The 22,833-nt window shown below is 64.2% G+C and carries 19 protein-coding genes; 11 read left to right on the top strand and 8 right to left on the bottom strand.

The genetic code is table 11. The features are described from left to right. Nucleotides 1-49: 49 nt before the first annotated feature. Nucleotides 50-1,024 (bottom strand): ABC transporter substrate-binding protein, encoded by a 975-nt coding sequence (locus tag IB274_RS26265; protein ID WP_192435723.1) that lies wholly within the window; start codon nt 1,022-1,024, stop codon nt 50-52. Here IB274_RS26265 and IB274_RS26260 point away from each other — a divergent pair. The 6 genes from IB274_RS26260 (at nt 1,023) to IB274_RS26235 (ending at nt 7,899) form a co-directional block, all read left to right on the top strand. Further along, on the top strand, nt 1,023-1,202 hold the full coding sequence (locus IB274_RS26260) for a hypothetical protein (protein WP_139791602.1): 180 nt from the start codon (nt 1,023-1,025) through the stop codon (nt 1,200-1,202). The genes IB274_RS26265 and IB274_RS26260 overlap by 2 nt on opposite strands. Before the next feature lie 140 nt (nt 1,203-1,342). Further along, nucleotides 1,343-3,736 (top strand): carbohydrate-binding family V/XII, encoded by a 2,394-nt coding sequence (locus IB274_RS26255; RefSeq protein ID WP_192435722.1) that lies wholly within the window; start codon nt 1,343-1,345, stop codon nt 3,734-3,736. 79 nt (nt 3,737-3,815) lie between these two features. Next, nucleotides 3,816-4,790, top strand: coding sequence for an AEC family transporter (locus IB274_RS26250; protein WP_192435721.1), 975 nt, complete (start codon nt 3,816-3,818; stop codon nt 4,788-4,790). Between the two features lie 187 nt (nt 4,791-4,977). After that, a complete protein-coding gene (locus tag IB274_RS26245) occupies nt 4,978-5,514 on the top strand; it encodes a hypothetical protein (protein WP_225615036.1) in 537 nt (178 codons plus the stop codon). A gap of 288 nt (nt 5,515-5,802) precedes the next feature. After that, nucleotides 5,803-7,107, top strand: a complete 1,305-nt coding sequence (locus IB274_RS26240; RefSeq protein WP_192435720.1) for a CitMHS family transporter — start codon at nt 5,803-5,805, stop codon at nt 7,105-7,107. A 33-nt stretch (nt 7,108-7,140) separates the two neighbouring features. Next, nucleotides 7,141-7,899 (top strand): TerC family protein, encoded by a 759-nt coding sequence (locus IB274_RS26235; RefSeq protein ID WP_081519015.1) that lies wholly within the window; start codon nt 7,141-7,143, stop codon nt 7,897-7,899. 90 nt (nt 7,900-7,989) lie between these two features. Here the strand turns inward: IB274_RS26235 and IB274_RS26230 are convergent, their stop codons facing one another. Both IB274_RS26230 and IB274_RS26225 read right to left on the bottom strand, forming a co-directional pair. After that, a complete protein-coding gene (locus IB274_RS26230) occupies nt 7,990-8,463 on the bottom strand; it encodes an LEA type 2 family protein (protein ID WP_192435719.1) in 474 nt (157 codons plus the stop codon). A 17-nt stretch (nt 8,464-8,480) separates the two neighbouring features. Further along, nucleotides 8,481-9,788 (bottom strand): PQQ-dependent sugar dehydrogenase, encoded by a 1,308-nt coding sequence (locus IB274_RS26225; protein WP_192435718.1) that lies wholly within the window; start codon nt 9,786-9,788, stop codon nt 8,481-8,483. A gap of 339 nt (nt 9,789-10,127) precedes the next feature. On the opposite strand from IB274_RS26225, the gene IB274_RS26220 reads away from it, so the two are divergent. After that, nucleotides 10,128-11,852, top strand: coding sequence for a Na/Pi cotransporter family protein (locus IB274_RS26220; protein WP_192435717.1), 1,725 nt, complete (start codon nt 10,128-10,130; stop codon nt 11,850-11,852). 98 nt (nt 11,853-11,950) lie between these two features. Then, the gene (locus tag IB274_RS26215) at nt 11,951-12,985 is read left to right on the top strand and encodes an AraC family transcriptional regulator (protein ID WP_192435716.1); all 1,035 of its coding nucleotides are present in this window, start codon (nt 11,951-11,953) and stop codon (nt 12,983-12,985) included. An 82-nt stretch (nt 12,986-13,067) separates the two neighbouring features. Here IB274_RS26215 and IB274_RS26210 read toward each other — a convergent pair whose 3' ends face one another. Continuing rightward, complete coding sequence (locus IB274_RS26210; RefSeq protein ID WP_138213481.1) at nt 13,068-14,024, bottom strand: NAD-dependent epimerase/dehydratase family protein; 957 nt, start codon at nt 14,022-14,024, stop codon at nt 13,068-13,070. A gap of 207 nt (nt 14,025-14,231) precedes the next feature. Here IB274_RS26210 and IB274_RS26205 point away from each other — a divergent pair, with 207 nt between their 5' ends. After that, nucleotides 14,232-15,605, top strand: coding sequence for a M16 family metallopeptidase (locus IB274_RS26205; protein ID WP_192435715.1), 1,374 nt, complete (start codon nt 14,232-14,234; stop codon nt 15,603-15,605). Between the two features lie 25 nt (nt 15,606-15,630). Here the strand turns inward: IB274_RS26205 and IB274_RS26200 are convergent, their stop codons facing one another. Further along, nucleotides 15,631-16,182 (bottom strand): GNAT family N-acetyltransferase, encoded by a 552-nt coding sequence (locus IB274_RS26200; protein WP_081519008.1) that lies wholly within the window; start codon nt 16,180-16,182, stop codon nt 15,631-15,633. Between the two features lie 124 nt (nt 16,183-16,306). Continuing rightward, nucleotides 16,307-17,596: an MFS transporter gene (locus IB274_RS26195; RefSeq protein ID WP_192435714.1), complete on the bottom strand. Its 1,290-nt coding sequence runs from the start codon at nt 17,594-17,596 to the stop codon at nt 16,307-16,309. Nucleotides 17,597-18,022: 426 nt separating this feature from the next. Between IB274_RS26195 and IB274_RS26190 the strand changes: the two genes are divergently transcribed. Further along, nucleotides 18,023-18,679 (top strand): S1C family serine protease, encoded by a 657-nt coding sequence (locus IB274_RS26190; RefSeq protein ID WP_192435713.1) that lies wholly within the window; start codon nt 18,023-18,025, stop codon nt 18,677-18,679. Here IB274_RS26190 and IB274_RS26185 read toward each other — a convergent pair. Both IB274_RS26185 and gltP read right to left on the bottom strand, forming a co-directional pair. Beyond that, a complete protein-coding gene (locus IB274_RS26185; protein ID WP_192435712.1) occupies nt 18,661-19,890 on the bottom strand; it encodes a nucleoside recognition domain-containing protein in 1,230 nt (409 codons plus the stop codon). The genes IB274_RS26190 and IB274_RS26185 overlap by 19 nt on opposite strands. Nucleotides 19,891-19,998: 108 nt before the next feature. After that, entirely contained in the window at nt 19,999-21,348 is a 1,350-nt protein-coding gene (gene gltP / locus IB274_RS26180; RefSeq protein WP_192435711.1) for a glutamate/aspartate:proton symporter GltP, read from the bottom strand. Nucleotides 21,349-22,027: 679 nt separating this feature from the next. On the opposite strand from gltP, the gene IB274_RS26175 reads away from it, so the two are divergent. Further along, nucleotides 22,028-22,687 carry a DUF3313 domain-containing protein gene (locus tag IB274_RS26175; RefSeq protein WP_192435710.1) on the top strand — a complete coding sequence of 220 codons (660 nt, stop codon included), beginning with the start codon at nt 22,028-22,030 and terminating at the stop codon, nt 22,685-22,687. Nucleotides 22,688-22,833 lie beyond the last annotated feature (146 nt).

The following is a 22,833-nucleotide window of genomic DNA, read 5'->3' as shown; positions in this document are numbered from 1 at the left end:
CTCCAGGCGAGCGGCGCCAGGCCGCCCGCGGGGACAAAGAGTGAGACGGTTACTCGGAGACGAAGCGCGGGTCGACCAGGTCGTCGTAGCTGACTTCCAGGCGTTTGCCCTGCAGGCCGCTCCAGGTCTCGTTGGCGAGACGGATCAAACCCTTGATGTCGCCGGGCTTGCCGGGGGTGCCAATGAGCTGCTCGCTCATCGCCTTGTCGTAGAAGCGCACGCCCTTGGCAGCGTCGGCCAGGGCCTTAGGATCGGAGAGGTAGCCGCCGACGCCCTTGGCCATGATCGCGTAGGCCTCGTCCGGGTGCTCTTTGGTGTACTGCACGGCCTTGTACAGGCCTTTCACCAGGGCCTTCACGTCCTCGGGCTGCTTCTCGATGACGTCGCAGTTGAGGGCGACCACGTCGACGATCACGCCGGGAGTGGTGGAGCTGTCCACCAGCACCTTGCCCTGCTGCTTCTCGCGAACCAGCGAGAGGTGCGGCTCCCAGGTCACGGCGGCGGGCACGCGGCCGGCGATGAAGGCGCTGGCAGCGTCATCGGCGGTCATGTTCTGCACCTTGACGTCGCTCATGCTCATGCCGGCGTGCTTGAGCAGATAAGCCAGCCAGAATTGCGAGACGGAGCCTTCGTTGACCGCCACTTCCTGGCCCTTGAGCTGGGCCAGCGAGGTGACGTCCTTGCCGACCAACACGCCGTCACCGCCATGGCTGTCGTCCAGCGCGGCCACGGCCTTGAAGCAGAACTTCGGGCGGTACTTGAGGATTTCGTCGATGGTGGAGGCCGAGCCGGAGAGCTGGCCGGAAGCCTGGGCTGCCATGTACATCGAGGCTTCCTCGATGGTGGTCAGCTGCAGGTCCAGCCCCTGTTCCTTGAAGTAGCCCAGGTCGCGGGCGAGGTACAAGGTGCCGTAGCCGACCCAGGTGGTATGACCGATGGACAGGGTGCCGGCCTGCGCGCCAGAAACGGCGGCGAGAGCCAGGGCGGAACACGCGATGGAACGCACGAGCAAGGACTTGATCATGAAGCACTCCCACAGCCGTTTGGCTTTTTTGTTGATTTACTGCGGCAGTGGCCAGAAGGCCGGTAAAACCGGGACATGCGCGGCATCGAGCTCTATGGCTCAGCGTCTGAAGGCTTTGTCTCGCGACATGTCTGACAGACCGATGGTCGCCGAAGCGGGAGGCTCGGAAAATTATTAAATATGTCGTTGCGCCATAAGAAAAAGCTGCCTTGCCGGCGAATTTGCACCAGCATGGCGCAGGGAAGAGCGGACCCGCGCGCGGGGTGTTCCGCGCTGCACTATCGTTGATCGCAGCTCTTCTCAAGGAAGGTTTCCAACATGGCTTTACGTCCCGTTCTATCGGCCCTGGCGCTCGCCATCGGACTGTCGCTGCATCCCGCTCTTGCGTTCTCCGCCGATCCCCAGGCCCCCGCCGTCACCGAATTGAAATGGCCGCGCGACTTCGCCGTGGGCGAGCAGCACGTGCAGATCTTCCAGCCACAGATCGAAGGCTGGGACGGCACCCGCATGAGCGGCCGCGCGGCCATCGCCATCGGGCCCGCCAACGGCGCTCCGACCTTCGGCGTGGCGCAGTTCTCCGCCGCCGCCGCCATCGACAAGGCCAGCGGGCTGGTGCAGCTCACCGACTTGCGCATCGACAAGGTGGAAGTTCCCACCGCCCCGGACAGCGCCGGCAAGGTGCGCGACGCGCTGGTGGCGCGCCTACCCAAGGACGGCCTGACCGTTTCTCTCGATGAGTTGCAGGCCAGCTATGCGGTGAACCAGCAGCTCGACCAGCTGCGCCATGTGGAAGTGAAGAACGACGCACCGCAGATCGTCTTCGCCGCGACGCCGACCGTGCTGGTGATGATCGATGGCCAGCCGAACTGGCAGGCCCTACCGAGCAGCGACTTCCAGCGCGTACTCAACAGCCGCGTGCTGATCCTGCGCGACGCCCAGAGCAACCACTACCTCAACGCCGCTGGCAACTGGTACACGGCCCAGGCGCTGGACGGCAGCTGGCTGGTCCTGAGCCAACCGCCCAAGGCGCTCCTGAATGCGCAGCAGGTGGCGGAAAAAGCCGGCCCGGTGGACGCCCTGCTGCCAAAGGACGGCAAGGTGCCAGGCAAGGCGCCGGCGATCCTGGTGGCGACCCGGCCCACAGAACTGATCGTCAGCGACGGCACTGCGCAAATGCAGCCGGTGGATGGCGTCAGCCTGCTGACAATGCAGAACGCCGATCACGCGGTGTTCGTCGATCCGACCCACAACACCTGGTACGTGCTGCTCTCCGGTCGCTGGTTCAGCGGCCCCGGCGAGAAGGGGCCGTGGCAGTTTGTAGAGGGCAAGGACCTGCCCTCTGACTTCGCGAAAATCTCGCCCAAGGACCCGAAGGCCAACGTGCTGGTATCGGTGCCCGGTACTCCGCAGGCCAAGGAAGCGGCCATCGCCGCGAGCATCCCACAGACGGCCTCGGTCTCGCGCAGCAAGGCGACCATGAAGGTCAGCTACGATGGCGCGCCCAGCTTCCAGCCCATCAGCGGCACCAGCCTGCAATACGCGGTGAACACACCGACGCCGGTGATCGAGGTCGCGCCCAACCAGTTCTTCGCCGTCACCAACGGCGTCTGGTTCGTTGCCCCCAGCCCCACCGGGCCCTGGCAGGTGGCAACCGAGGTGCCGGCGGCGATCTACGGCATCCCGCCCAGTTCGCCGGTGTACTACGTGACCTACGTGCATATCTACTCGGTTACCCCGCAGACCGTGGTGGTGGGCTACACGCCCGGCTACCTGGGCGTGGTGGTGAACAGCGACGGCACGGTGGTCTACGGCACCGGCTACACCTACCCGGCCTATGTCAGCCAGACTGTTTACTACGGCTATCCGCCGACCTACGGCTACGGCGCAGGCTTTGCCGTGGGCGCGCTGACCGGCTTCGCCTTCGGTTACGCGGCGGGCGCCTACTGGGGCTCTCCGGAACCCTACTGGGGCCCGTACTGGGGCCCCTATCCGCACGGCGGCTGGAGCTACGCCAACGTGAACCAGGCGAACTTCTACGGCCGCTGGGGCCAGGGCACCGTGACCCACGCTTACGGCTACAACGGCTGGACCGGCACCCAATGGCAGGGCAGCTCGGCGGTGGGCTACAACCCGCGCACCGGTGCGCACTACGAAGGCGCCCGCGGGGCCGCCTTCAACCCGTACAGCGATGATGCCGCCGCAGGCCGTCGCGGTTCTTTCTCCAACGCGTCCACCGGCATCTCCGGCGCCGGCCGCAGCGGCGTTGCGGCGCATACCGACAGCGGTGACTTCGTCGCAGGCCGCCAGGTCGCTACCCACAACGCCCAAACCGGCCGCACTACTATCGCCGAGCGTGGCGTCTCCGGCGACGTGGACGACGGACGCAGTAGCTACGACAAACAGAACCAGGGCATCAGCTACAACCGGCGCACTGGCAACGCCGTGGCCTGGAAGAACGGCGACGTCTACGCCGGCCACGACGGCAACGTCTACCAGCACACCGACAGCGGCTGGCAGCAGCACACCAGCAACGGCTGGCAACCGGTGCAGCAGAACCAGGCCAACGTCCGCAGCCAGCTGGACCAGCAATACCAGTCGCGGCAGATCGGCCAGCAGCGCTTCAACCAGACCCAGCGGCAGTGGAGCGGTGGCGGCTTCGGTGGCGGGCATTTCGGCGGGGGCCATTTCGGTGGAGGCGGCTTCCGCCGCTGAGCCTGTGGACAAGTTTTTCCACAGTGCCGATCACTGTGGAAAACCGCTCCGGGCAAGGTGAGAAACTTATCCACACGCCTTGCCCTTTCCCGCACGCCCTCGGCAAGATGCCCGCTCCCACCACCATCGCGGGGTTGCCGTGACCGCTCTGTTCCAGGCCCTTTGGCCGTTGTTCGCGCTGATCGTCGCCGGCTTCGTGTTGCGCCGCAAAGGTTTCCCCGGCGACGCCTTCTGGCCGGCGGCCGAGCGGCTCAACTACTTCATCCTGTTCCCCGCGCTGCTCGCCAGCAGCCTGGCCAGCGCACCGCTGAACGACCCCGGCCTCGCCCGCCAAGCGCTGGCGGTAGTGCTCGGCCTGAGCTTCGCCTGGATCGCCCTGCTGATCGTCAAACGCCTGCGCGGCTGGAACGCCGCGCGCTTCGGCGCCATCGCCCAGGGCGTGCTGCGCTTCAACACCTACCTGGGTCTCGCCGCCGTCGGCAGCCTGTACGGCAAGCCGGGGCTGACCCTGGCAGCGCTGATGCTGGCGCTGATGGTGCCGGCGGTGAACGTGATGTCGGTATGGGCGCTGACCGCCGAACGCGGCATCAGCCTGCGCTCGCTGCTGCTGCCCATCGTGAAGAACCCGCTGATCCTCGCCTGCGTGGCCGGCGCCGTACTCAACGTAACGGGGATTGGCCTGCCTGGCGGCACCGACCGGCTATTCAACCTGCTGGCGGTGGCCAGCCTGCCGCTGGGTCTGCTCTGCGTGGGCGCGGCGCTGCAGCCGCAGGAGCTGCGCGCGGAAGCCTCGGCGCTGGGCTGGAACTGCGCGATCCGCCTGCTGGCCATGCCGCTGCTGGCCTTCGCCATCGCCAGCCTGCTTGCACTCCCGCCGCTGGAAAGCGCGCTGCTGGTGCTGTTCTTCGCCTTACCCACAGCCCCGACCGCCTATGTGCTGACCCGCCAGCTCGGCGGCGAGAGCGGGCTGATGGCCGGGATCATTACCCTGCAGACGCTGCTGGCAGGTGGCAGCCTGCTCGTGGTGATGGGATTGATCCAGGCGCTCGCCTGAACCTTCTAGAGAATTGTCTGCTGGCCGGATCGAAATCTCTCCATCGCAACCACGGCCGTCCCGCAGGCAATTTCGCCAGGCGGACGCCTATCGCCAACGCGGTGATCCACAATGGAGACAGGCGATCCTGGCGTGGTCGGGCAGCTGGGCTGACGCCACCGTTTTTCTCTCACGACGAGGCAACACCGTGCGTCTCTGGCTGATCCTGCTGGCTCTGATTGCTCCTCTGTCGTGGGCCGCGAGCGTGACGAAGGAATTCACCTTCGCCGGTACCGACTACTTCCATCGCTGGTCCCGGGAGGATCAGCACGAGTTCACGCCACAAGGCCAGGAGGACCTGGCGAAATGGCAGGACATGGTCACCCTGCACCGCTACACGGCGGCCCGGAACGCCGAGCAGATGGCAGCCGTGGCCAACGCTGTGCTGGATAACTACAGGCAGCAGGGCGCAATGATCCTCAAGGTCGACGCCAGCCCTGCCCGGGGCAGCCAGCCCGCGGTCTATTTCATTGCCGCGGTGTTCCCGCAACCGAGCTTCATCGAAGCGGTATTCACCCGCCTCCGGCTGGAGAACGGCACGGGCACGGGGGTGATCTACTCCCACAGGCTCTACGGCAAGGCAATTGGCGAAAGCATGAGCGCCTGGCTCAAGGCGAACGCCGACGCGCGGGAGAACGAGCTGATGGACTGGCAGCCGCCGGCCAAAGCGTTCCAGCACCGCTGAATCAGCACGGGGAAGATTCGCTGCCAGGCTGTCGCGCGCAGGGCACGCTCCGACAGAAATCGCTCCGATCAGCGGTCATCGCCCACGAAAGCCTGCTGAAAGCTTGACCCCCTAGCATCGCCGCCTCGGTCCTCCCGGCCGGACCTGCGCTCGCGCAGCGTACAAAAACAACAATCGGTGATTGCCCATGCCCCGCTTCCTGTCCCTACCCGCCCCGACTCCGTCCGCACCGCGCGTGCTTATCCACAGCCGCTGCTGAATCCCCCGCGCCGACCCGGAGTTATCCCCATGCTAACTTTCCTTGCCTTCGCCATGGTGGCGACCTTCATGTTCCTGATCATGACCAAGCGTCTGTCGGCGCTGATCGCGCTGATCCTGGTCCCGATCGCCTTCGCCCTGCTCGGCGGCTTCGCCAAGGGCCTGGGGCCGATGATGCTGGACGGCATTCGCACCCTGGCGCCGACCGGTGTGATGCTGATGTTCGCCATCCTCTACTTCGCCATCATGATCGACTCCGGACTGTTCGACCCGGCGGTGCGGCGCATCCTCAGGCTGGTCAAGGGCGACCCGCTGAAAGTGTCGATGGGCACCGCCGCGCTGGCGATGATCGTCTCGCTGGATGGCGACGGCTCGACCACCTACATGATCTGCGTGGCGGCCGTGCTGCCGCTGTACAGCCGGCTGGGCATGAGCCCGCTGCTGATGGCCTGCCTGATCATGCTCTCCAGCGGCGTGCTGAACATGACTCCCTGGGGCGGCCCGACCGCGCGCGCGGCCAGCGCGCTGCACGTGGACCCGGCGGATATCTTCGTGCCGATGATCCCGGCCATGCTCGCCGGCATCGCGGCGATCTTCGTCCTGGCCTGGGTCTACGGCAAACGCGAGCGTGCCCGCCTGGGCGAACTGCACTTACCCACCGACCACGAGGCCATGGCCGAGGTCAGCGTCTCGCAGTTCCCCGAAGCGCGCCGGCCACGGCTGCTGTGGTTCAACGCCGTGCTGACGGTGGTCCTGATGGGCACCCTGATCACGGGCCTTCTGCCGATGCCGGTTCTCTTCATGATCGCCTTCGGTATCGCGATGATCGTGAATTATCCCTGCATCATGGAGCAGAAGAAGCGCATCGGCGCTCACGCCGAGAACGTCCTCGCGGTGGTCTCGCTGATCTTCGCCGCCGGGGTCTTCACCGGGATTCTTTCCGGAACGGGCATGGTCGACGCCATGTCCAAGAGCCTGCTTGCGGTGATTCCGCCCGCCCTGGGACCGTACCTCGCGGCCATCACCGCATTGGTGAGCATGCCGTTCACCTTCTTCATGTCGAACGATGCTTTCTACTACGGCGTGCTCCCGGTACTCTCCCAGGCCGCCGCGCAGTACGGCATCACACCCGTGGAAATGGCCCGCGCCTCCATCGTCGGCCAGCCTGTACATTTGCTGAGCCCGCTGGTGCCCTCGACCTACCTGCTGGTGGGGCTGGCCAAGGTGGACTTCGGCGATCACCAGCGCTTCACCCTGAAGTGGGCCGTGCTGGTGTGCCTGGCGATCCTCGCCGCGGCCCTGCTGCTGGGCCTGTTCCCCCTGTTCAGTAAATGAATAGCTCAACGACTGACTTCGAGTACCGATTAAATGGAATGGCTCACCAGCCCTGAAATCTGGATTGCGTTCTTCACCCTGACTGCCCTGGAGATCGTCCTGGGCATCGACAACATCATCATGATTTCCATCCTGGTCGGCCGCATGCCCAAACACATGCAGCCGCGCACGCGCTTCTTCGGGCTGGCGCTGGCAATGGTCACGCGCATCCTGCTGCTGCTCTCGATCACCTGGGTCATGCGCCTCACCGCGGACCTCTTCGAAGTGTTCGGCCAGGGCATCTCCGGGCGCGACCTGATCCTGTTCTTCGGCGGTCTGTTCCTCCTGTGGAAAAGCAGCAGCGAGATCTTCCACGGCCTGGAAGGCGAGGACGAAACCGAGGGCGAACCCAAGAGCGTGATGGGCGGCTTCATCGGCACCATCATCCAGATCGCCATCATCGACATCGTGTTCTCGCTGGACTCGGTGATCACCGCCGTGGGCATGGTCTCCAACGTGCCGGTGATGGTCGCGGCGATCGTTGTCGCGGTGCTGGTGATGATGCTGGCGGCCGGCGCCATCAGCGACTTCATCGACAAGCACCCATCCCTGAAGATGCTGGCGCTGTCGTTCCTGATCGTGGTGGGTACCGTGCTGATCGCCGAGGCTTTCGAAGTCCATGTGCCCAAGGGCTATGTCTACTTCGCCATGGCCTTCTCGCTGGCGGTGGAAGCGCTGAACATCCGCATGCGCACCGCGCGCGGCAAGAAGGAAGACCCGGTAAAACTGCGCAAGGACATTCCGGGGCAGTAATTCACAAACGTTATCCACCGGCAGTGAATAACAGCCGGGCAATAAAAAACCGGGCTATCCACAGCCCGGTTTATCCACAGTAGCTCGACATCAAGGGCGTGCGACCGGCTCCGGCCAGTTCAGCACGCCCTTGTCGTTGAAGCGCACCGTGCCGAACAGACCTCCCGCCAGCTTGCCGTTGATCTCGTAGGGCATGCCCTGGCGCGGCGGCCCGCCGGACAGGCCCCAGGCCTGGCGGAAGGCGGAAAAGGCCGAGATGCTCACCGGCACGCTGATCACTGTTTGGCCGAAGCGCGGCACCTGCCCGCTGGCGTCGCTCACCCCGCTGGCCAGCGGCTGGCCGTTCACCGACAGGTCCAAGGCGATGCCGTTGTAGTCGATGGCCTGATCGTTGGGGTTCTGCACCCGCAGCTTGACCATGAAACGCGCCTCCATGCCCTGCCCGGTGGCAGGCTCCAGGCCGACCAGATCGATATTCAGCGGGTCGCGCGTGCCGAACAGGCTGCTGCAAGCACCCAGCGCCAGCAGCAAGGTCATCAGGACAATACGCCGGGCAATCGCCATGCACTCTCCTCGTCGATTCACTTCAGGGTCGCCGGGCGCAGGCGCCAGACGGTGTTACCCACATCGTCGGCCACCAGCAGGCCGCCGAACTTATCCACAGCGACGCCGACCGGCCGGCCCATGGCTTCGTCGTTGTCGTTGATGAAGCCGTCCAGCACCGTCACCGGCTGGCCGTTGGGCTTGCCGCCGCCGAAGGGGATGAACACTACCTGGTAGCCGCTGCGCGGCTTGCGGTTCCAGGAGCCATGCTGGCCGATGAACACCCCGCCACGATAACGCTCCGGCAGCAGGCTGCCCTGATAGAAGGCAAGGCCGAGGGAGGCGGTGTGCGAGCCAAGGGCATAGTCCGGCACCAGCGCCTTCTCGACCATGTCCGGGCGCGGTGACTCCACTCGTTTATCCACATGTTGGCCGTAATAGCTCCAGGGCCAGCCGTAGAAGCCACCGTCCTTCACCGAGGTCATGTAGTCGGGCACCAGGTCATTGCCCAATTCGTCGCGTTCGTTGACGGCTGTCCACAGGGCGCCGCTATTGGGTTCCCAGCCCAGCCCGTTGGGGTTGCGCAGGCCCGAAGCGAATACCCGAACGCTGCGGTTGGACAGGTCGATCTGCAGGATCGCCGCGCGGTTCTTCTCAGCGTCCAGGCCGTTCTCACCAACGTTGCTGTTGGAGCCAACGGTGGCGTAGAGGTAACGACCGTCGGGGCTGGCGAGGATGTTCTTGGTCCAGTGGTGGTTGATCGGCCCGCCCGGCAGGTCGACGACCTTCTCGGCCTTGGCGCTGATCGTCGTCTCGCCGGTCTTGTAGGGGAAACGCACGACCGCGTCGGCATTGGCGACGTACAGCCAGTTATCCACAAGGGCCATGCCGAAGGGTGAGAACAAGCCTTGCAGCAGCACGCTGCGCTGCTCCGGCACGCCGTCGCCGTCTGCATCGCGCAACAGGGTGATGCGGTTGGCGCTAGGTACGTTGGCGCCGGCCTTCTCCATCACCTTGCCGGCGACCCAGTCCTTCAGTCCGCCGGATTCTTCCTTCGGCGGCGCCGAGCTTTCCGCCACGAGTACATCCCCGTTAGGCAGCACGTAGAGCCAGCGCGGGTGTTCGAGCTTGTCGGCGAAGCGCTGCACCTCCAGACCTTGCGCCGCGCGCGGCTTCTGGTCGGCGGGCCAGCCAGTGGCATTGGCAATGTTGACGGTAGGCAGCAGGCTGCTCTGCGGTTCCGGCAGTTGCGGTTTTGGCCCGGTACCGGCGGTGAACGGCAGCGCCGACTTGTCGCCGCAACCGGCGACCGCCAGCGCAAACAGGAGGGGGAACGACCAACGCATGGGACTTCTCCTCGACCCTTGGTGTGTTTCTTTCAGCAAATGGACAGGGAGTCTAGACATTCCCGCTCGACGTTCCGTGCGAAATAACCGATGCAAAGGCTCTCGCATCCACTTTTGATCGGCTTTACTGACAGACAGGATTGCCGGCAAATCAGAGATTTGGCGAACCCTCAAGGAAGAACGAGGGTCTACCATGACAGTCTTGTGACAATCGCCTGAATGCTGCCGTGTCCTTCTCGGCCCTCCGCGCTGTCTGTACGGAGCCGCGGGCGAGGTCGTTACAGGGTCCGTTGACGGACGCACCGCCCACGGGCCCGCTTGAGTGCGAGGGGGCCCGACATGCTCAAATTGCTCGATCTGCTCTCTGCCGTTGCCCTGTTGGTGTGGGGCACACATATCGTCCGCACCGGCATCCTCAGGGTCTACGGCAGTAACCTGCGAAAAATCCTCAGCCGCAGCGTGGAAAAGCGCCCGCTGGCCTTCGCCGCCGGCATCGGCGTCACCGCCCTGGTGCAGAGCAGCAACGCCACGGCGCTGCTGGCCACCTCCTTCGTCGCCACCGGGCTGATGGCCCTGGCGCCAGCGCTGGCGATCATGCTCGGCGCCGACGTCGGCACGGCGCTGATGGCGCGGGTGCTGACCCTGGACCTGTCCTGGCTGTCGCCGCTGCTGATCTTCTTCGGGGTGATCTTCTTCCTCGGCCGCAAGCAGACGCGCCTCGGCCAGATCGGCCGGGTGTTCATCGGCCTGGGGCTGATCATCCTCGCCTTGCAGCTGATCGTTGCCGCCGCCGAGCCCATGACCCAGGCCAAGGGCGTGAAGGTGCTGTTCTCCAGCCTCACCGGCGACGTGATGCTGGACGCCTTGACGGGCGCGCTGTTCGCGATGATTTCCTACTCCAGCCTGGCCGCCGTGCTGCTCACCGCGACCCTGGCGGCCTCCAAGGTGATCTCCCTGAAGGTGGCGCTGTGCCTGGTGGTCGGCGCCAACCTGGGCAGCGGCATCCTGGCGATGATCAGCGCCTCCTCGCAGAACGCGGCCGGTCGCCGTGTAGCGCTGGGCAGCCTGCTGTTCAAGGTTGCCGGCTGCGCCCTGGTGCTGCCGCTGGTGGGCCCTCTGGCCGGGTGGATCGACCACTGGCAGTTCAGCACCGCTGAGTTGGTGATCGCGTTCCATGTGCTCTACAACGCCACCCGCTGCCTCGCCTGTCTGCCGCTGACCGGGCAGATGGCGGCGTTCTGCACGCGCATCATGCCCGACCGCCATTCCCCGGAAGACACCGTGCGCCCCCGCCACCTCGACCCCGCGGCGCTGGATACGCCGAGCCTGGCGCTGGTCAACGCGGTGCGCGAAACCCTGCGCATGGGCGATATCGTCGAGCACATGCTGAACAATCTGATGCAGGTTATCCACAGCGGCGACCCGCTGCTGGGCAAAGAGATCCGCAAGCAGGACGATGATGTCGACGCGCTCTACACCGCGATCAAGCTCTACCTGGCGCGCATGCCCCGCGAGGACCTGAGCGAAGCCGACAGCCGCCGCTGGGCGGAGATCATCGAGCTGGCGATCAACCTTGAGCAGGCCGGCGACATCATCGAGCACATGCTTGGTGCCGTGCAGGACAAGAAGACTTCGCGCAGCCGCTCCTTCTCCGACAACGGCCTGGAGGAGATCACCGTGCTGCACGGCCAACTGGTGGCCAACCTGCGTCTGTCTCTCTCGGTGTTCCTCAATGGCGACCAGGAAGGCGCCAAGCGCCTGCGCCGCGCCAAGCAGCGCTTCCGCCTGCAGGAACGGCGCTTCGCCCACTCTCATGTCGACCGCCTGCGCCAGCAGGTGGTACAGAGCATCGAGACCAGCTCGCTGCACCTCGACCTGATCAGCGACATGAAGCGCTTGAACTCGCTGTTCTGCGCCATCGCCTATGCTGTTCTGGACAACCCCGATGCCAGCAGTTCGGCAATCGGCGAACCTGTGGAAGACGACGACTTCGTCGAACGCGAAGTCGAGGCGGTACAGGATCACCAGCGGCCGGCTTCGCCCGGCTCCAGCGCGACGGGTTGATGGCCGGGGGGCTTGTGCGAATGTTCCGTCGGAACCTTCGCGAGCCCCTGCAAAGTCCTGATATCACGACGCCCAGGGTTCGGGCAGAATCCGCCGCCATGGAAGCATGCACTCAATCCCAACACCCGCCCTCGGTCAGCGCCAGTCTGACCCAGGCCATCCTGCTGGCGGCTGTGCGTCTCGGCCTGAACCGCGACGCCCTGCTCGCCGCCAGCGGCATTCAGGAATCCCAGCTGAGCGATCCGGACGCGCGCATCGACTTCGCGCTGCAAGAGCGCATGTGGCAGGTGATCCAGACCGACCTGAAGCATGACGAACCCGGCCTAGCCATGGGCCGTGCGCTATCGCCGGCATCCTTCAGTGCACTGGGCTACCTCCTGCAGTCGAGCACCACGATGGGTGACGCCCTCGAATCGGCCATGCGCTACCAGCGCCTGGTGGGCGAAGGCGGCCAGGTAACCATCGAGGCCCAGGCCGAGATCATCTGGGTCAGTTACCGCCCGCTGAACCCGGAACCCCCGGCCACCCGCGCTCGCGCGCTGGCGCTGCTGGGGTTCTGGTCGCGGCAGCTGCGCGCCCTGCTCAGCGGCCTGCAACTGGCCGGCTGTCGTTTCATGCACCACCAGCCGGAAAGCCTCGCAGAGTACGAAAAGGCCTTCGACTGCCCTCTGCAATTCGACGCAACGGACTACGCCCTAGGCCTACCCCGAGCGCTCATCGACGCTCCGCTACCGCAAGCCAACCCGTCGCTGCGCGACCTGCTGCGCCAGCACGCCGAAGGCCTCCTCGCTCGCCTGCCCAGCGCCAGCGTCAGCGGCCGGGTGGTCGCCCTGCTCGGCGAGCAGCTAACCCGCGGCGAACCCGGCCGTGCCGCCGTGGCCAGCGAACTGGGCCTGAGCGAACGCACGCTGCAGCGCCGGCTGGCGGAGGAAGGCAGCAGCTATCAGCAGCTGCTGGCCGATACCCGGCGGCAACTGGCGGAGCGCTACCTGGGGGAAGGCAACCTGCCGGCCACGGACATCGCCGCCCTGCTCGGGTATTCCGAGCCCAGCGTGTTCTTCCGTGCTTTTCGCCACTGGACGGGGCTGACGCCGGGCGAGTACCGCCAGCGGCGGCGCCAGTCGGCGAACTGATAGCCCTTCCGGGGGCTGACTCCAGAGGGTGGATCACAGGCTTTTCAACAGATTTGTCTACAGGTTTTCCACAAGGCCGGTATCAGCCGTTCGGGCCACGCGCGGCAAGATAGGCCAAGAACGCCTCGCGGCTCGAGTAGCGCGGTTCGTAACCGAATTCTTCCTTCAGCCGGCGGTTATCCAGCACCGGCCGGTAGCGCAGGTAGTCCACTTGTTCGGGCCCGAAGCGCGACAGCCCCAGCGGCTTGAGGAGCCCCAACCCCACGCGCATCAGGCTTGCCGGCATGGGCCGGTAGGGTTTGTTGAGCAGGCCGGCTATCTCGCGCATGGACAAAGCGCCGTCGCCGGCGAGGTTGTAGATGCCCTCGCTGCCGCGTTCCAGACCCTGGCGGATCACGTTCACCACGTCTTGGTCCCAGATGAACACGAAGCGGCTGCGATGTCCCAGGACCCCCACCAGTGTGGGTCGCGCAAACAACTCGGCCAGCGGGTTATGCACACGCCGGCCGAGTATGGTGCCAGGGCGAAGAATCAGCTGCTTGAGCTGTGGATAACGCTCCCGCGCGTTGGCCAGCAGTTGCTCGATTTCCTGCTTGCAGCGGGCGTGGAGCAGGTGGGGATGGCCGCGCAGCGGATGCGATTCGTCGATCCATTCGGCGTTGTCGCGGTGGAATCCATAGGCGGCGCCGGAACTGGTGACTATCAACTGTTGTACGCCGGTATCCCGCGCTGCTTCGATCAGCGCACGGGTGCCGCCAACCTCGATGGCATGGCGCTTTTGCGGCGTCATCTCCCGCGGCGGATTCACGACGGCGGCCAAATGGACGATCGCATCGGGCTTCCAGTGCTCCACGCAGGCCCGCGTATTGGCGGCCACGCTCAGGTCCAGCGTTACCGGCTCGATGTTCGGCCGCAGTCCTTGGGACTTGATGCGCTGCATGTCGGCGGCAATGAGCGTCCAGTCCAGATGCTGGACGGCAAGCTCGTTGAGCAGGCTCTGCCCGAGAATTCCCGCGGCGCCGGTAACCAGGACACGCATGTAGCCTCCAGATCGCTCCACGCGGAACGAACAACGGGTCCATCACTGAGGTTAGATGATCTGAGCGTAGTGTCGTGGTTCGACAGCGACAGTGACCTTGCAAGCCAGGGTGCGTGACCGAAGGTGCCACCCGACAAAGGTTGAACGCGGTGGGTTCGCGCCGGTCAATCCGCTATCCTCACGGCTTTGCGTCAAGGCACACGGCTCATGCGTTGGTTGTTCGTCCCCCTGCTGTCCCTGCTGCTCAGCGTCTGGTCCCATGCGGACCAGCGACAGACGGTCGAGGCCTACCAGTTGGTGAACGGCATGGGCGTGCTGTTCAAACCCACCCGCGAGAAAGGCCACGTTTCGATCCGCCTGATCGTCGGCGTCGGCTTCAGTGATTTCAGCTGCCGCGACCGACAGCTTCCGCACCTGATGGAGCACCTGTTCTTCAGCGGCCTGGACGGCGGCGACGAGGCTGATCTGGAAGCGCGCATGCAAGCGCTGGGCGGACAGTGGAACGCCTACACCAGCGAGGGCGACACCGCATTCGTCGTCGAATCCCCCGCCGCCACTCAGCGCCAGGTGCTGGACCTGCTGCTGGAAATCATCACCCGCACCCAGCTCGACCAGCGCAAGATCGATTCCGCCAAGCAGGTGCTGGTGCGCGAGGATGGCGGCCATTATTCGCACCTGCAGCGCTGGCTGGATCACCAGAACGTCAGCCGCGCCGGCCAGGAACAATTGGCCGTGGAACTGGGGCTGTCCTGCGACGAGCGCGCGCCTGTGGATAACCTCACCCAGGCCCAGCTGGAGCAGCTGCGCAAGGACTGGTACGTCCCCAGCAACATGACCCTGATCATCGTCGGAGATCTCGACCCGCGCCTGCCGGTTTACCTAGGCCGCACCTACGGCGCCCTGGTGGATCACGACACGCCCGAACGCCGCGATCTGCCGCAGATGAAGAGCGGCGCCGAGCGCCAGCGCAGCCTGACCACCGGGTTGTTCGGCGAAAGCGCGGTCCTGCACTGGATATTCCCCGAACCAGAGGATGCCGATGGCGCCACGCTGGACCTGCTGCAGGCCTACCTGAACGATGCGCTCTACACCGAGCTGCGCGTACGCCGCGAGTTGTCCTACGGCCCCTGGAGCGAACGTACCGCGTGGTCCAATCAAGGCTTCATGAGCCTCAACGCGAATGTCGAGCGCGATGAACAGAAGGAGGCGCAAACGGCCTTGAGGGATCTGGTGGAGAAAATCCGCCACGAGGGCCTCGATCCGCAGCGCTTCGCCCGCATCCAACGCGTGGCGCGTGCACAACTGGCCTGGAGCACACCGGGCAATTCGACTCTGGCGGATTACTACTGGGGCGCGCTGGCGGACTTCGACGACGGCAAGTTCCCCGACGAGGACAAGCGCCTGGCAAAGGTCAGCCTGGCCCACGCCAGCGACGTGGCGAAGCAGTTGTTCAAGGACGAGGGTTATCTGCGCATTGAGAAGCCGCTGCTGGATGACGACATGGTCTATCCATTGGCGGCGCTGGGCGCATTGTTGCTGACGCTACTGCTGGGGCTGGCGCTGTGGCGCCGACGGGGCTGAAACCCCGTCGGAACGCCTTCAGGCTTCAGAGTGCGAGGCGGCGAATGACCTGGCAGGAATCATCCGGGTCGACCTGGGCGCGGAAGCCCAGCTCGCGCGCCATGTCACGCATGTCGCGGTCCATGGATGAGTCGATCGAGTACATCTGGTGGAAACCATTGCGCTTGGCCACGTCGATCAGATGGCGCATGAGCGCAAGACCCAGGCCCAGTTGCTTGAACTCGTCGGCGACGGTCACCGCGCATTCGCACTGCTGGTTATCCACAGCCGCGTAACGGCTGATGCCGACTTCGCGCAGTTCACCATCTACATGGGTCAGGGCGATGAAGGCCATGGTGGTCTGGTAGTCGACGTCCATGAGGCGATCGAGCAGCTTGTCGTCGATCTTCACTTCGCCATGGAAGCGGAATTTGCGGGTCATGGGGGACAGGCGTTCGAGGAACAGGCGCTCGCGCTCACGATCTTCCGCGCGCAACGGGCGGATCAGCACATGGCTGCCGTCGTCGAGAGTTTCTATCCAGTGATCGGCGCCAACAGCCCCGAGGGCTGCGAGCTCGGCGGTGGTGTGGGTCATCATGACGCGTTCTCCGCTGGCGAAGAGGGATTGGGATGACCCTATCCTTCTACCGCCGGTGCCGGGCGAGCCTGACTTGGGTCAATGCCGCCCGGAACCGTACTGGGGCAGAACGTCGCAGCTGGCCTCAGGTGCTGGCAGCCAGGGCCCCGGGGCGTACGCGGGCGCCCTTGCGGAAGAGCACCAGAGTGGCGAGCAGGCCGAGGGCCGCTGCACCACTGAGCCAGATGCCGGGCGCGGCTTTATTGTCCAGGGTGTGGATAAGCCAGGTGCAGACTGCCGGGGTGAAGCCGCCGAATGTCGCGGTCGCCAGGCTGTACGCCAGGGAGAAGCCGGTGGTGCGCACGTCCGCCGGCATGACCTCGGTGAGCGCGACGACCATGGCGCCGTTGTAGCTGCCATAGAGGAAGGACAGCCACAGCTCCACTTCAAGCAGGCGCGCGAAGCTCGGCTCGGCCACCAGCCAAGACAGCATCGGGTACGCGGTGACCAGCGCCAGCACGGTGGCTGCCAGCAACAGCGGCTTGCGCCCGATACGGTCGGACACCGCGCCCATCAGCGGCAACCAGATGAAGTTGGACAGGCCCACGCACATGGTCACCAGCAGGCTGTCGAAGTCCGACAAGTGCAGCTCGTTCTTGCCGAAGGTCGGGGTATAGGCGGTGATCAGGTAGAAGGACACGGTGGTCATCACCACCATGGCGGTACCGGCCAGCACCAGGCCGAAGTTCTGGCCGATGGAGCGCAGCACCTGGCTCAGGGTCGGACGATGCTTGCGCTGCTGGAACTCGGGGGTTTCTTCCAGCGACCGGCGGATGATGAACAGCGCCGGGACGATCAGGCAGCCGACGAAGAAGGGCACGCGCCAGCCCCACTCGCCCATGTCCTGCGGGCTCAGCCAGTGGTTGAGGATCACGCCCAGCAGGCCGGCAAAGACCACCGCGACCTGTTGGCTCGCCGACTGCCAGCTGACGAAGAAGCCGCGCTTGCCGGGAGTGGCGATTTCCGCCAAGTACACCGACACGCCGCCCAGCTCCACGCCAGCGGAGAAACCCTGCAGTAGCCGGCCGAACAGCACCAGCAGTGGCGCCGCCACACCGAGCGTGGCGTAGCCTGGGACGAAGGCGATCAGCAGGGTGCCCATGGCCATCAGGCCGAGGGTGATGATCAACCCCTGGCGGCGGCCGTGGCGGTCGATATAGGCGCCGAGGAAGATGGCGCCGAGCGGGCGCATCAGGAAGCCGGCGCCGAAGGTCGCCAGCGACAGCATCAGGGAGGCGAAGGGGTCATCGCCGGGAAAGAAGGTCTTGGCAATGGCAGTGGCATAGAAGCCATACACCATGAAGTCATACATCTCGAGGAAGTTGCCACTCACCACACGGAAGACGGCTTTGGCTTTGGATTTGTTCGAGGCCATAAGAACATCACTCAGGGCTGTTACACGGGGACTTCCCTAAAGGGAAATCGCTGATCCCCATCCGCGGCAGGCAGCACTGGATGGATGATTTATTTGTAACCCTATGTGTAAAAGCGTCGGCTCTACAATCGAAAAATGGCTGAAAGGCCCATATTTACTGGAATTGAAAGCTTGGCGAAAGCTTCGATACCGCTCGTCGGAAGACAGGGTTTAACGATCAATCTCTCATTTATATAAAAACATTTAAATTATCAAATAAGTTATTTGATAATTTCTAAATCTAATACCTTGAAGAACTGCATGTAGGAAACTTTCTTCATTCAAGATAATTCCCAACCAAATATCGCAAGTAAGAATCTTATTTTTATATAAGAAATTTCCCTGATTAGCAGTTAGCTTTTCTCTCAAAACAGGGAGAGCTTTCGCATGAAAAATCTGTGGGGAATTTTGTTGCTGTTTTCCTTGGCCGGCTGCAACGGCTGGGTTTCACCAGAAAGCGATGGCCGCCTGACCGATCGCTACTTCACGGTCCTTTCCGGCCCGCCCATTCCGGGGTTCATCGTCGCCTCGGCGGTGCAATGGAATGCGGACTACGCCGTAACCGCCGCCCATACCCCTTACCTGCGCCACCAGGCCTATCGCTGCAGCACCGGCTGCGACCTGCTGTTCATCGCGCACAAGGCCGACGGAGCGCTGCCGCAATGGCGCCAGTTCCGCGCGGGCGAGTCAGTCACGGCGCTGGGCAGCAGTTCGTTGCTGATCCCGATGAGCAGCATGGGCAAAGTCTGGCCGGTGCCCTTCGTCGACAACGGCTCGGCCAGTGGTGAACGCTATGGCGTGCACGATGCGGCGATCGCCAAGGGCATGTCCGGCGGGCCACTCATCGGCAGTGATGGCCGCTTGCTGGGGATCAACATCGGTTTCCAGGCGGATTTCCGGCCACCGGCAAACCGTCCGGAGCTCGCCGGCATGTCACGCCTGAGCGTGTTCGTGCCCTACAGCGTGATCCAGCGCGAGTGGCTGCTGTTCCAGGCCCAGTCGGCGCGCAAGGACGCTCGCGCTCTTCAGGCGAAGAACCAGTAGCAGACGCCGATGGACGCCAGGACGCCGGACAGGTCGGCCAGCAGCGCGCAGCCCACGGCGTGGCGGGCGCGCTGGATACCGACAGCGCCGAAGTACACGGCGAGTACGTAGAAGGTGGTCTCGGTGCTGCCCTGCACGGTTGCGGCTACGAGGGCCGGGAAGCTATCCACGCCGTGGGATTGCATGGTCTCCAGCAGCATCGCCCGCGCGGCACTGCCGGAGAATGGCTTGACCAGCGCAGTGGGCAGCGCATCGACGAAGCGGGTGTCCCAGCCCACGCCTTCGACCACCCAGCGGATGCCGTCCAGCGCCATCTCCAGCGCGCCCGAGGCGCGCAGCACGCCCACAGCGCAAAGCATTGCGACCAGGTAGGGCAGCAGGCTCTTGGCGACGTCGAAGCCTTCTTTCGCTCCTTCGACGAAGGTTTCGTACACCGGCACCTTCTTCAGCCAGCCGACGATGAGGAACAGCATGATGATGCCGAACAGCGTCAGATTGCCCAGCAATGAGGACAGCTGCGCCAGCGCGGTGGCGGACAGCCCCGCCAGCAGCGCCATGAAGGCGCCCAGCGCCAGCGCACCGGGAATCAGATAGGCCAGCACCACCGGGTCCCACAGGCGCAGGCGCTGCATCACCGCCACGCTGAGCAGGCCCACCAGCGTGGAAGCGCTGGTGGCCAATAGAATTGGCAGGAACACCAGGGTCGGGTCCACCGCGCCCTGCTGGGCGCGGTACATGAAGATGGTCACCGGCAACAGGGTCAGCGACGACGCGTTCAGCACCAGGAAGAGGATCTGCGCGTTGCTCGCGGTGGTGCTGCTGGGGTTGAGTTCCTGCAGCGCCTTCATGGCCTTCAGGCCAATGGGCGTGGCCGCATTGTCCAGACCCAGGCCGTTGGCGGCGAAGTTGAGGGTAATCAGGCCGATGGCCGGGTGGCCGGCGGGCACTTCCGGCATCAGGCGGCGGAACAGCGGGCCTAACAGCACCGCGAGTTTCTCCACCAGCCCGGCCTTCTCGGCGATGCGCAGGAAACCCAGCCACAGAGTCAGGGTGCCGAACAGCAGCACCATGACTTCCACGGACAGCTTGGCCATGGCGAATAGGCTTTCCACCATGGCGGCAAACACGGTGGCCTCGCCACCCAGCAGCCAACGGGAAAGCGCGGTGACCGCCGCGACGATGAAAAAGCCCAGCCACAGGCCGTTGAGCATGCGATGTCCCCCTTGGAATGGCCGCGATGATAGCGGCAGGGGCACCTCGGGCGCCAGAAACGACAAGGCCCCGGATTATGCCGAGGCCTTGTGGATAACCTTTGCGGATCAACGCGTGGCGGGACTTTCCTTGCCATCCGCGCTCTCGCCTTCGAGGAAGGCTTCAACGCGGCCGTTCTGCATCGCCTGCCAGTAGCGCGCGCCTTTCTGCGCGTCGTATACGCCTTCCCACTTGGAAATCACCAGCACAGCAAGGGCGTTGCCAATCACGTTCAGTGCGGTACGCGCCATGTCCATGATGCGGTCGACACCGGCGATGAAGGCCAGGCCTTCCAGCGGAATCCCGACGCTGCCCAAGGTCGCCAGCAGCACCACGAAGGAAACGCCCGGCACGCCGGCGATGCCCTTGGAGGTGACCATCAGGGTCAGCACCAGCATCAGCTGCTGGCCGATCGACAGGTCGATGCCATAGAGCTGGGCGATGAAGATCGCCGCGATGCTCTGGTACAGGGTCGAGCCATCGAGGTTGAACGAGTAGCCTGTAGGCACCACGAAGCTGCTTACCGCCTTGGGCGCGCCGTAGGCTTCCATCTTCTCGATGATGCGCGGCAGCACGGTCTCGGAACTGGCGGTGGAATAGGCCAGGACCAGCTCGTCCTTGAAGATGCGCATCAGCTTGATGATGGAGAAGCCGAACAGTCGGGCGGCCAGGCCCAGAACCATGAAGGCGAAGAAGGCGATGGCGAAGTACACCAGCACCACCAGCTTGGCCAGCGGCAGCAGCGAGGCGAAGCCGAAGTTGGCGACCGTCACCGCGATCAGCGCGAATACGCCGATAGGGGCGTAGCGCATGATCATGTGGGTGACGCGGAACATAGCCTCGGCCACGCCCTGAAACATCTTCACCAGCGGCTCGCGGGTCGGCGCCGGCAGCGAGGACAGGCCCAGGCCGAACATCACCGAGAAGAAGATGATCGGCAGCATCTCGCCACGGGCCATGGCCGCGAAGATGTTCGACGGGATCAGGTTAAGGATGGTCTCGATGAACGCGTGGTGGTGTTCGACTTCCTTGGCAGTCTGCGCGTACTGGGAGATATCCACAGTGCCCAGGGTGCTCATGTCGATGCCGGCGCCGGGCTGGAAGATGTTCGCCAGCAGCAGGCCGACCACGATGGCGACCGTGGTGATGATTTCGAAATAGATGATGGTCTTCAGGCCGATGCGGCCTAGTTTCTTCGCATCACCCATTCCGGCAATGCCGACGATAAGCGAGGAAATCACGATCGGTACGACGATCATCTTGATCAGGCGGATGAAGATGTCGCCCGCCGGCTGGAGGATATTGCTGATCCACCAGGCCTTTTCCGCGCTGAAGTGGTTGAGCGCGGCGCCCAGTGCGATTCCGAGTACCAGGCCGATGAGGATCTGCCAGGCGAGGCTGAGCTTGGCTTTGCCCATAGTGAGTCACCCTTGATTCTTGTGGAAGTCGGGGTCGCCGAACCATCGGGATGCCGACGGCCAGCGAAAAAAGGGGCGCATGATTCCGACCCACCCCTTTCCCGTCTAATGCCGGAAACGCCTACCCCATGCACAATCGGCATAGGAAAAGGCATCTGAAACCTTGGTTCCAGGTCATGAGACCCTTGATTTTCCGCATGACACAGGTTCCTCAACGCCTGTCACGCAGCGCTCTTCAAAGCCGTCTAGGCTTGGTGCAAATCGGCCATCAATGGCCCGGATTGATCGGTCAGGAAGGTCGGACATTCAGGTCGCGGCTTCTTGTTACCGGATGTACGGTCGCCGTCCGGGGACCGTCAGGGATGGCCGAGGGCCGGCAAAGGGCCCGTCGGCTGCAAGGCTGGCGGGAATGCAGGCGCCTTGTGGATAAGTCGCCGGATTCCGCTCTTCATTGTTGCAGTGGCTGGTTCCCGGAGGTCGCTTAAATCGACTGACGGGAATCGGCGAGTGATTGTAAGACGTTTCCACAGCACTCCGAATTGACTGACATCAGTGAAGTTCGACCGGCTTCGAGCGAGCGTCCAGATACCCTGCGGCCGCCGCGACAGCCGGGTAAGCAACAGGTTGTTGAATGTGTGGTGAAAGCACAACGCGGTGACTCTCTGGAAAAGGACGCTCTATGACGCGACGCTACGTAGTACCCACCCTGCTCTTCGCTGGCGCCCTTGCGCTGGCCGGCTGCTCCAGCCAGAAACCGGACGCCTCGCAATACTCGGGCTTCCTCGGCGACTATTCGCAACTCAAACCCGCCACCTCCCCCAGTGGCCACCCGGTGCTGCGCTGGGTCGCCCCGGACCTGAAGCTGCAGAACTACAGCTCGGTACTGGTCGAGCGGCCTATCTACTACCCGCCGCCCAAGCCGAACGAGAACATCGATCAGAAGACCCTTAACGAAATCCCCGATTACCTGAAGAAGCAGGTCGAGCTGCAACTGGGCAGTCGCTACCGCATCGTCCAGCAGGCCGATCGCGATACCCTGGTGCTGCGCACCGCGATCACTGGGGTGAACATCTCTACCGAAGGCCTGAAAGCCTACGAGGTGATTCCAATTGCCCTCGTGGTGGCGGCGACGACTACGGCGATGGGCACTCGTGACCAGGACACCGAGGTCTATGTGGAATTCGAAGCACTGGATGGCGCGACCAGCAAACCGGTCGCCAAGGTGGTGCGCAAGGGCGCGGGCAAGACGCTGGAGAACACCAGCACTCACCTGAATCTGACGGACCTCAAACCGGTCCTCGATGGCTGGGCGCGCGACGCGGCCAACTTCAAACCCTGATCCGCCGCGGCCTGATGCTGGTGCAATAAATGAAGCGCTCCGGAACCGACGCGAGAATCTCGCGTCGGTTCCGAAGGCTTTGCCTGGCCCGGCCCGCTGATGCGGAGGTACTCCCTGTACCCCTGGGTCATTCAGGACCTGGTGCA

It is taken from the genome of Pseudomonas sp. PDM18 (assembly GCF_014852585.1).
Lineage (GTDB): Bacteria > Pseudomonadota > Gammaproteobacteria > Pseudomonadales > Pseudomonadaceae > Pseudomonas.
The sequence above is the reverse complement of the archived record's forward strand: the minus strand, read 5'-3'. Positions and strand labels throughout refer to the sequence as shown.

What these genes read in the sequence shown, in the direction of transcription:
- IB274_RS26260 (WP_139791602.1), top strand. Translation starts at nt 1,023, where the DNA reads ATGAAGCACTCCCACAGCCGTTTGGCTTTTTTGTTGATTTACTGCGGC.
- IB274_RS26265 (WP_192435723.1), bottom strand. Translation starts at nt 1,024, where the DNA reads ATGATCAAGTCCTTGCTCGTGCGTTCCATCGCGTGTTCCGCCCTGGCT.
- IB274_RS26255 (WP_192435722.1), top strand. Translation starts at nt 1,343, where the DNA reads ATGGCTTTACGTCCCGTTCTATCGGCCCTGGCGCTCGCCATCGGACTG.
- IB274_RS26240 (WP_192435720.1), top strand. Translation starts at nt 5,803, where the DNA reads ATGCTAACTTTCCTTGCCTTCGCCATGGTGGCGACCTTCATGTTCCTG.
- IB274_RS26235 (WP_081519015.1), top strand. Translation starts at nt 7,141, where the DNA reads ATGGAATGGCTCACCAGCCCTGAAATCTGGATTGCGTTCTTCACCCTG.
- IB274_RS26230 (WP_192435719.1), bottom strand. Translation starts at nt 8,463, where the DNA reads ATGGCGATTGCCCGGCGTATTGTCCTGATGACCTTGCTGCTGGCGCTG.
- IB274_RS26225 (WP_192435718.1), bottom strand. Translation starts at nt 9,788, where the DNA reads ATGCGTTGGTCGTTCCCCCTCCTGTTTGCGCTGGCGGTCGCCGGTTGC.
- IB274_RS26220 (WP_192435717.1), top strand. Translation starts at nt 10,128, where the DNA reads ATGCTCAAATTGCTCGATCTGCTCTCTGCCGTTGCCCTGTTGGTGTGG.
- IB274_RS26215 (WP_192435716.1), top strand. Translation starts at nt 11,951, where the DNA reads ATGGAAGCATGCACTCAATCCCAACACCCGCCCTCGGTCAGCGCCAGT.
- IB274_RS26210 (WP_138213481.1), bottom strand. Translation starts at nt 14,024, where the DNA reads ATGCGTGTCCTGGTTACCGGCGCCGCGGGAATTCTCGGGCAGAGCCTG.
- IB274_RS26205 (WP_192435715.1), top strand. Translation starts at nt 14,232, where the DNA reads ATGCGTTGGTTGTTCGTCCCCCTGCTGTCCCTGCTGCTCAGCGTCTGG.
- IB274_RS26200 (WP_081519008.1), bottom strand. Translation starts at nt 16,182, where the DNA reads ATGATGACCCACACCACCGCCGAGCTCGCAGCCCTCGGGGCTGTTGGC.
- IB274_RS26195 (WP_192435714.1), bottom strand. Translation starts at nt 17,596, where the DNA reads ATGGCCTCGAACAAATCCAAAGCCAAAGCCGTCTTCCGTGTGGTGAGT.
- IB274_RS26190 (WP_192435713.1), top strand. Translation starts at nt 18,023, where the DNA reads ATGAAAAATCTGTGGGGAATTTTGTTGCTGTTTTCCTTGGCCGGCTGC.
- IB274_RS26185 (WP_192435712.1), bottom strand. Translation starts at nt 19,890, where the DNA reads ATGCTCAACGGCCTGTGGCTGGGCTTTTTCATCGTCGCGGCGGTCACC.
- gltP (WP_192435711.1), bottom strand. Translation starts at nt 21,348, where the DNA reads ATGGGCAAAGCCAAGCTCAGCCTCGCCTGGCAGATCCTCATCGGCCTG.
- IB274_RS26175 (WP_192435710.1), top strand. Translation starts at nt 22,028, where the DNA reads ATGACGCGACGCTACGTAGTACCCACCCTGCTCTTCGCTGGCGCCCTT.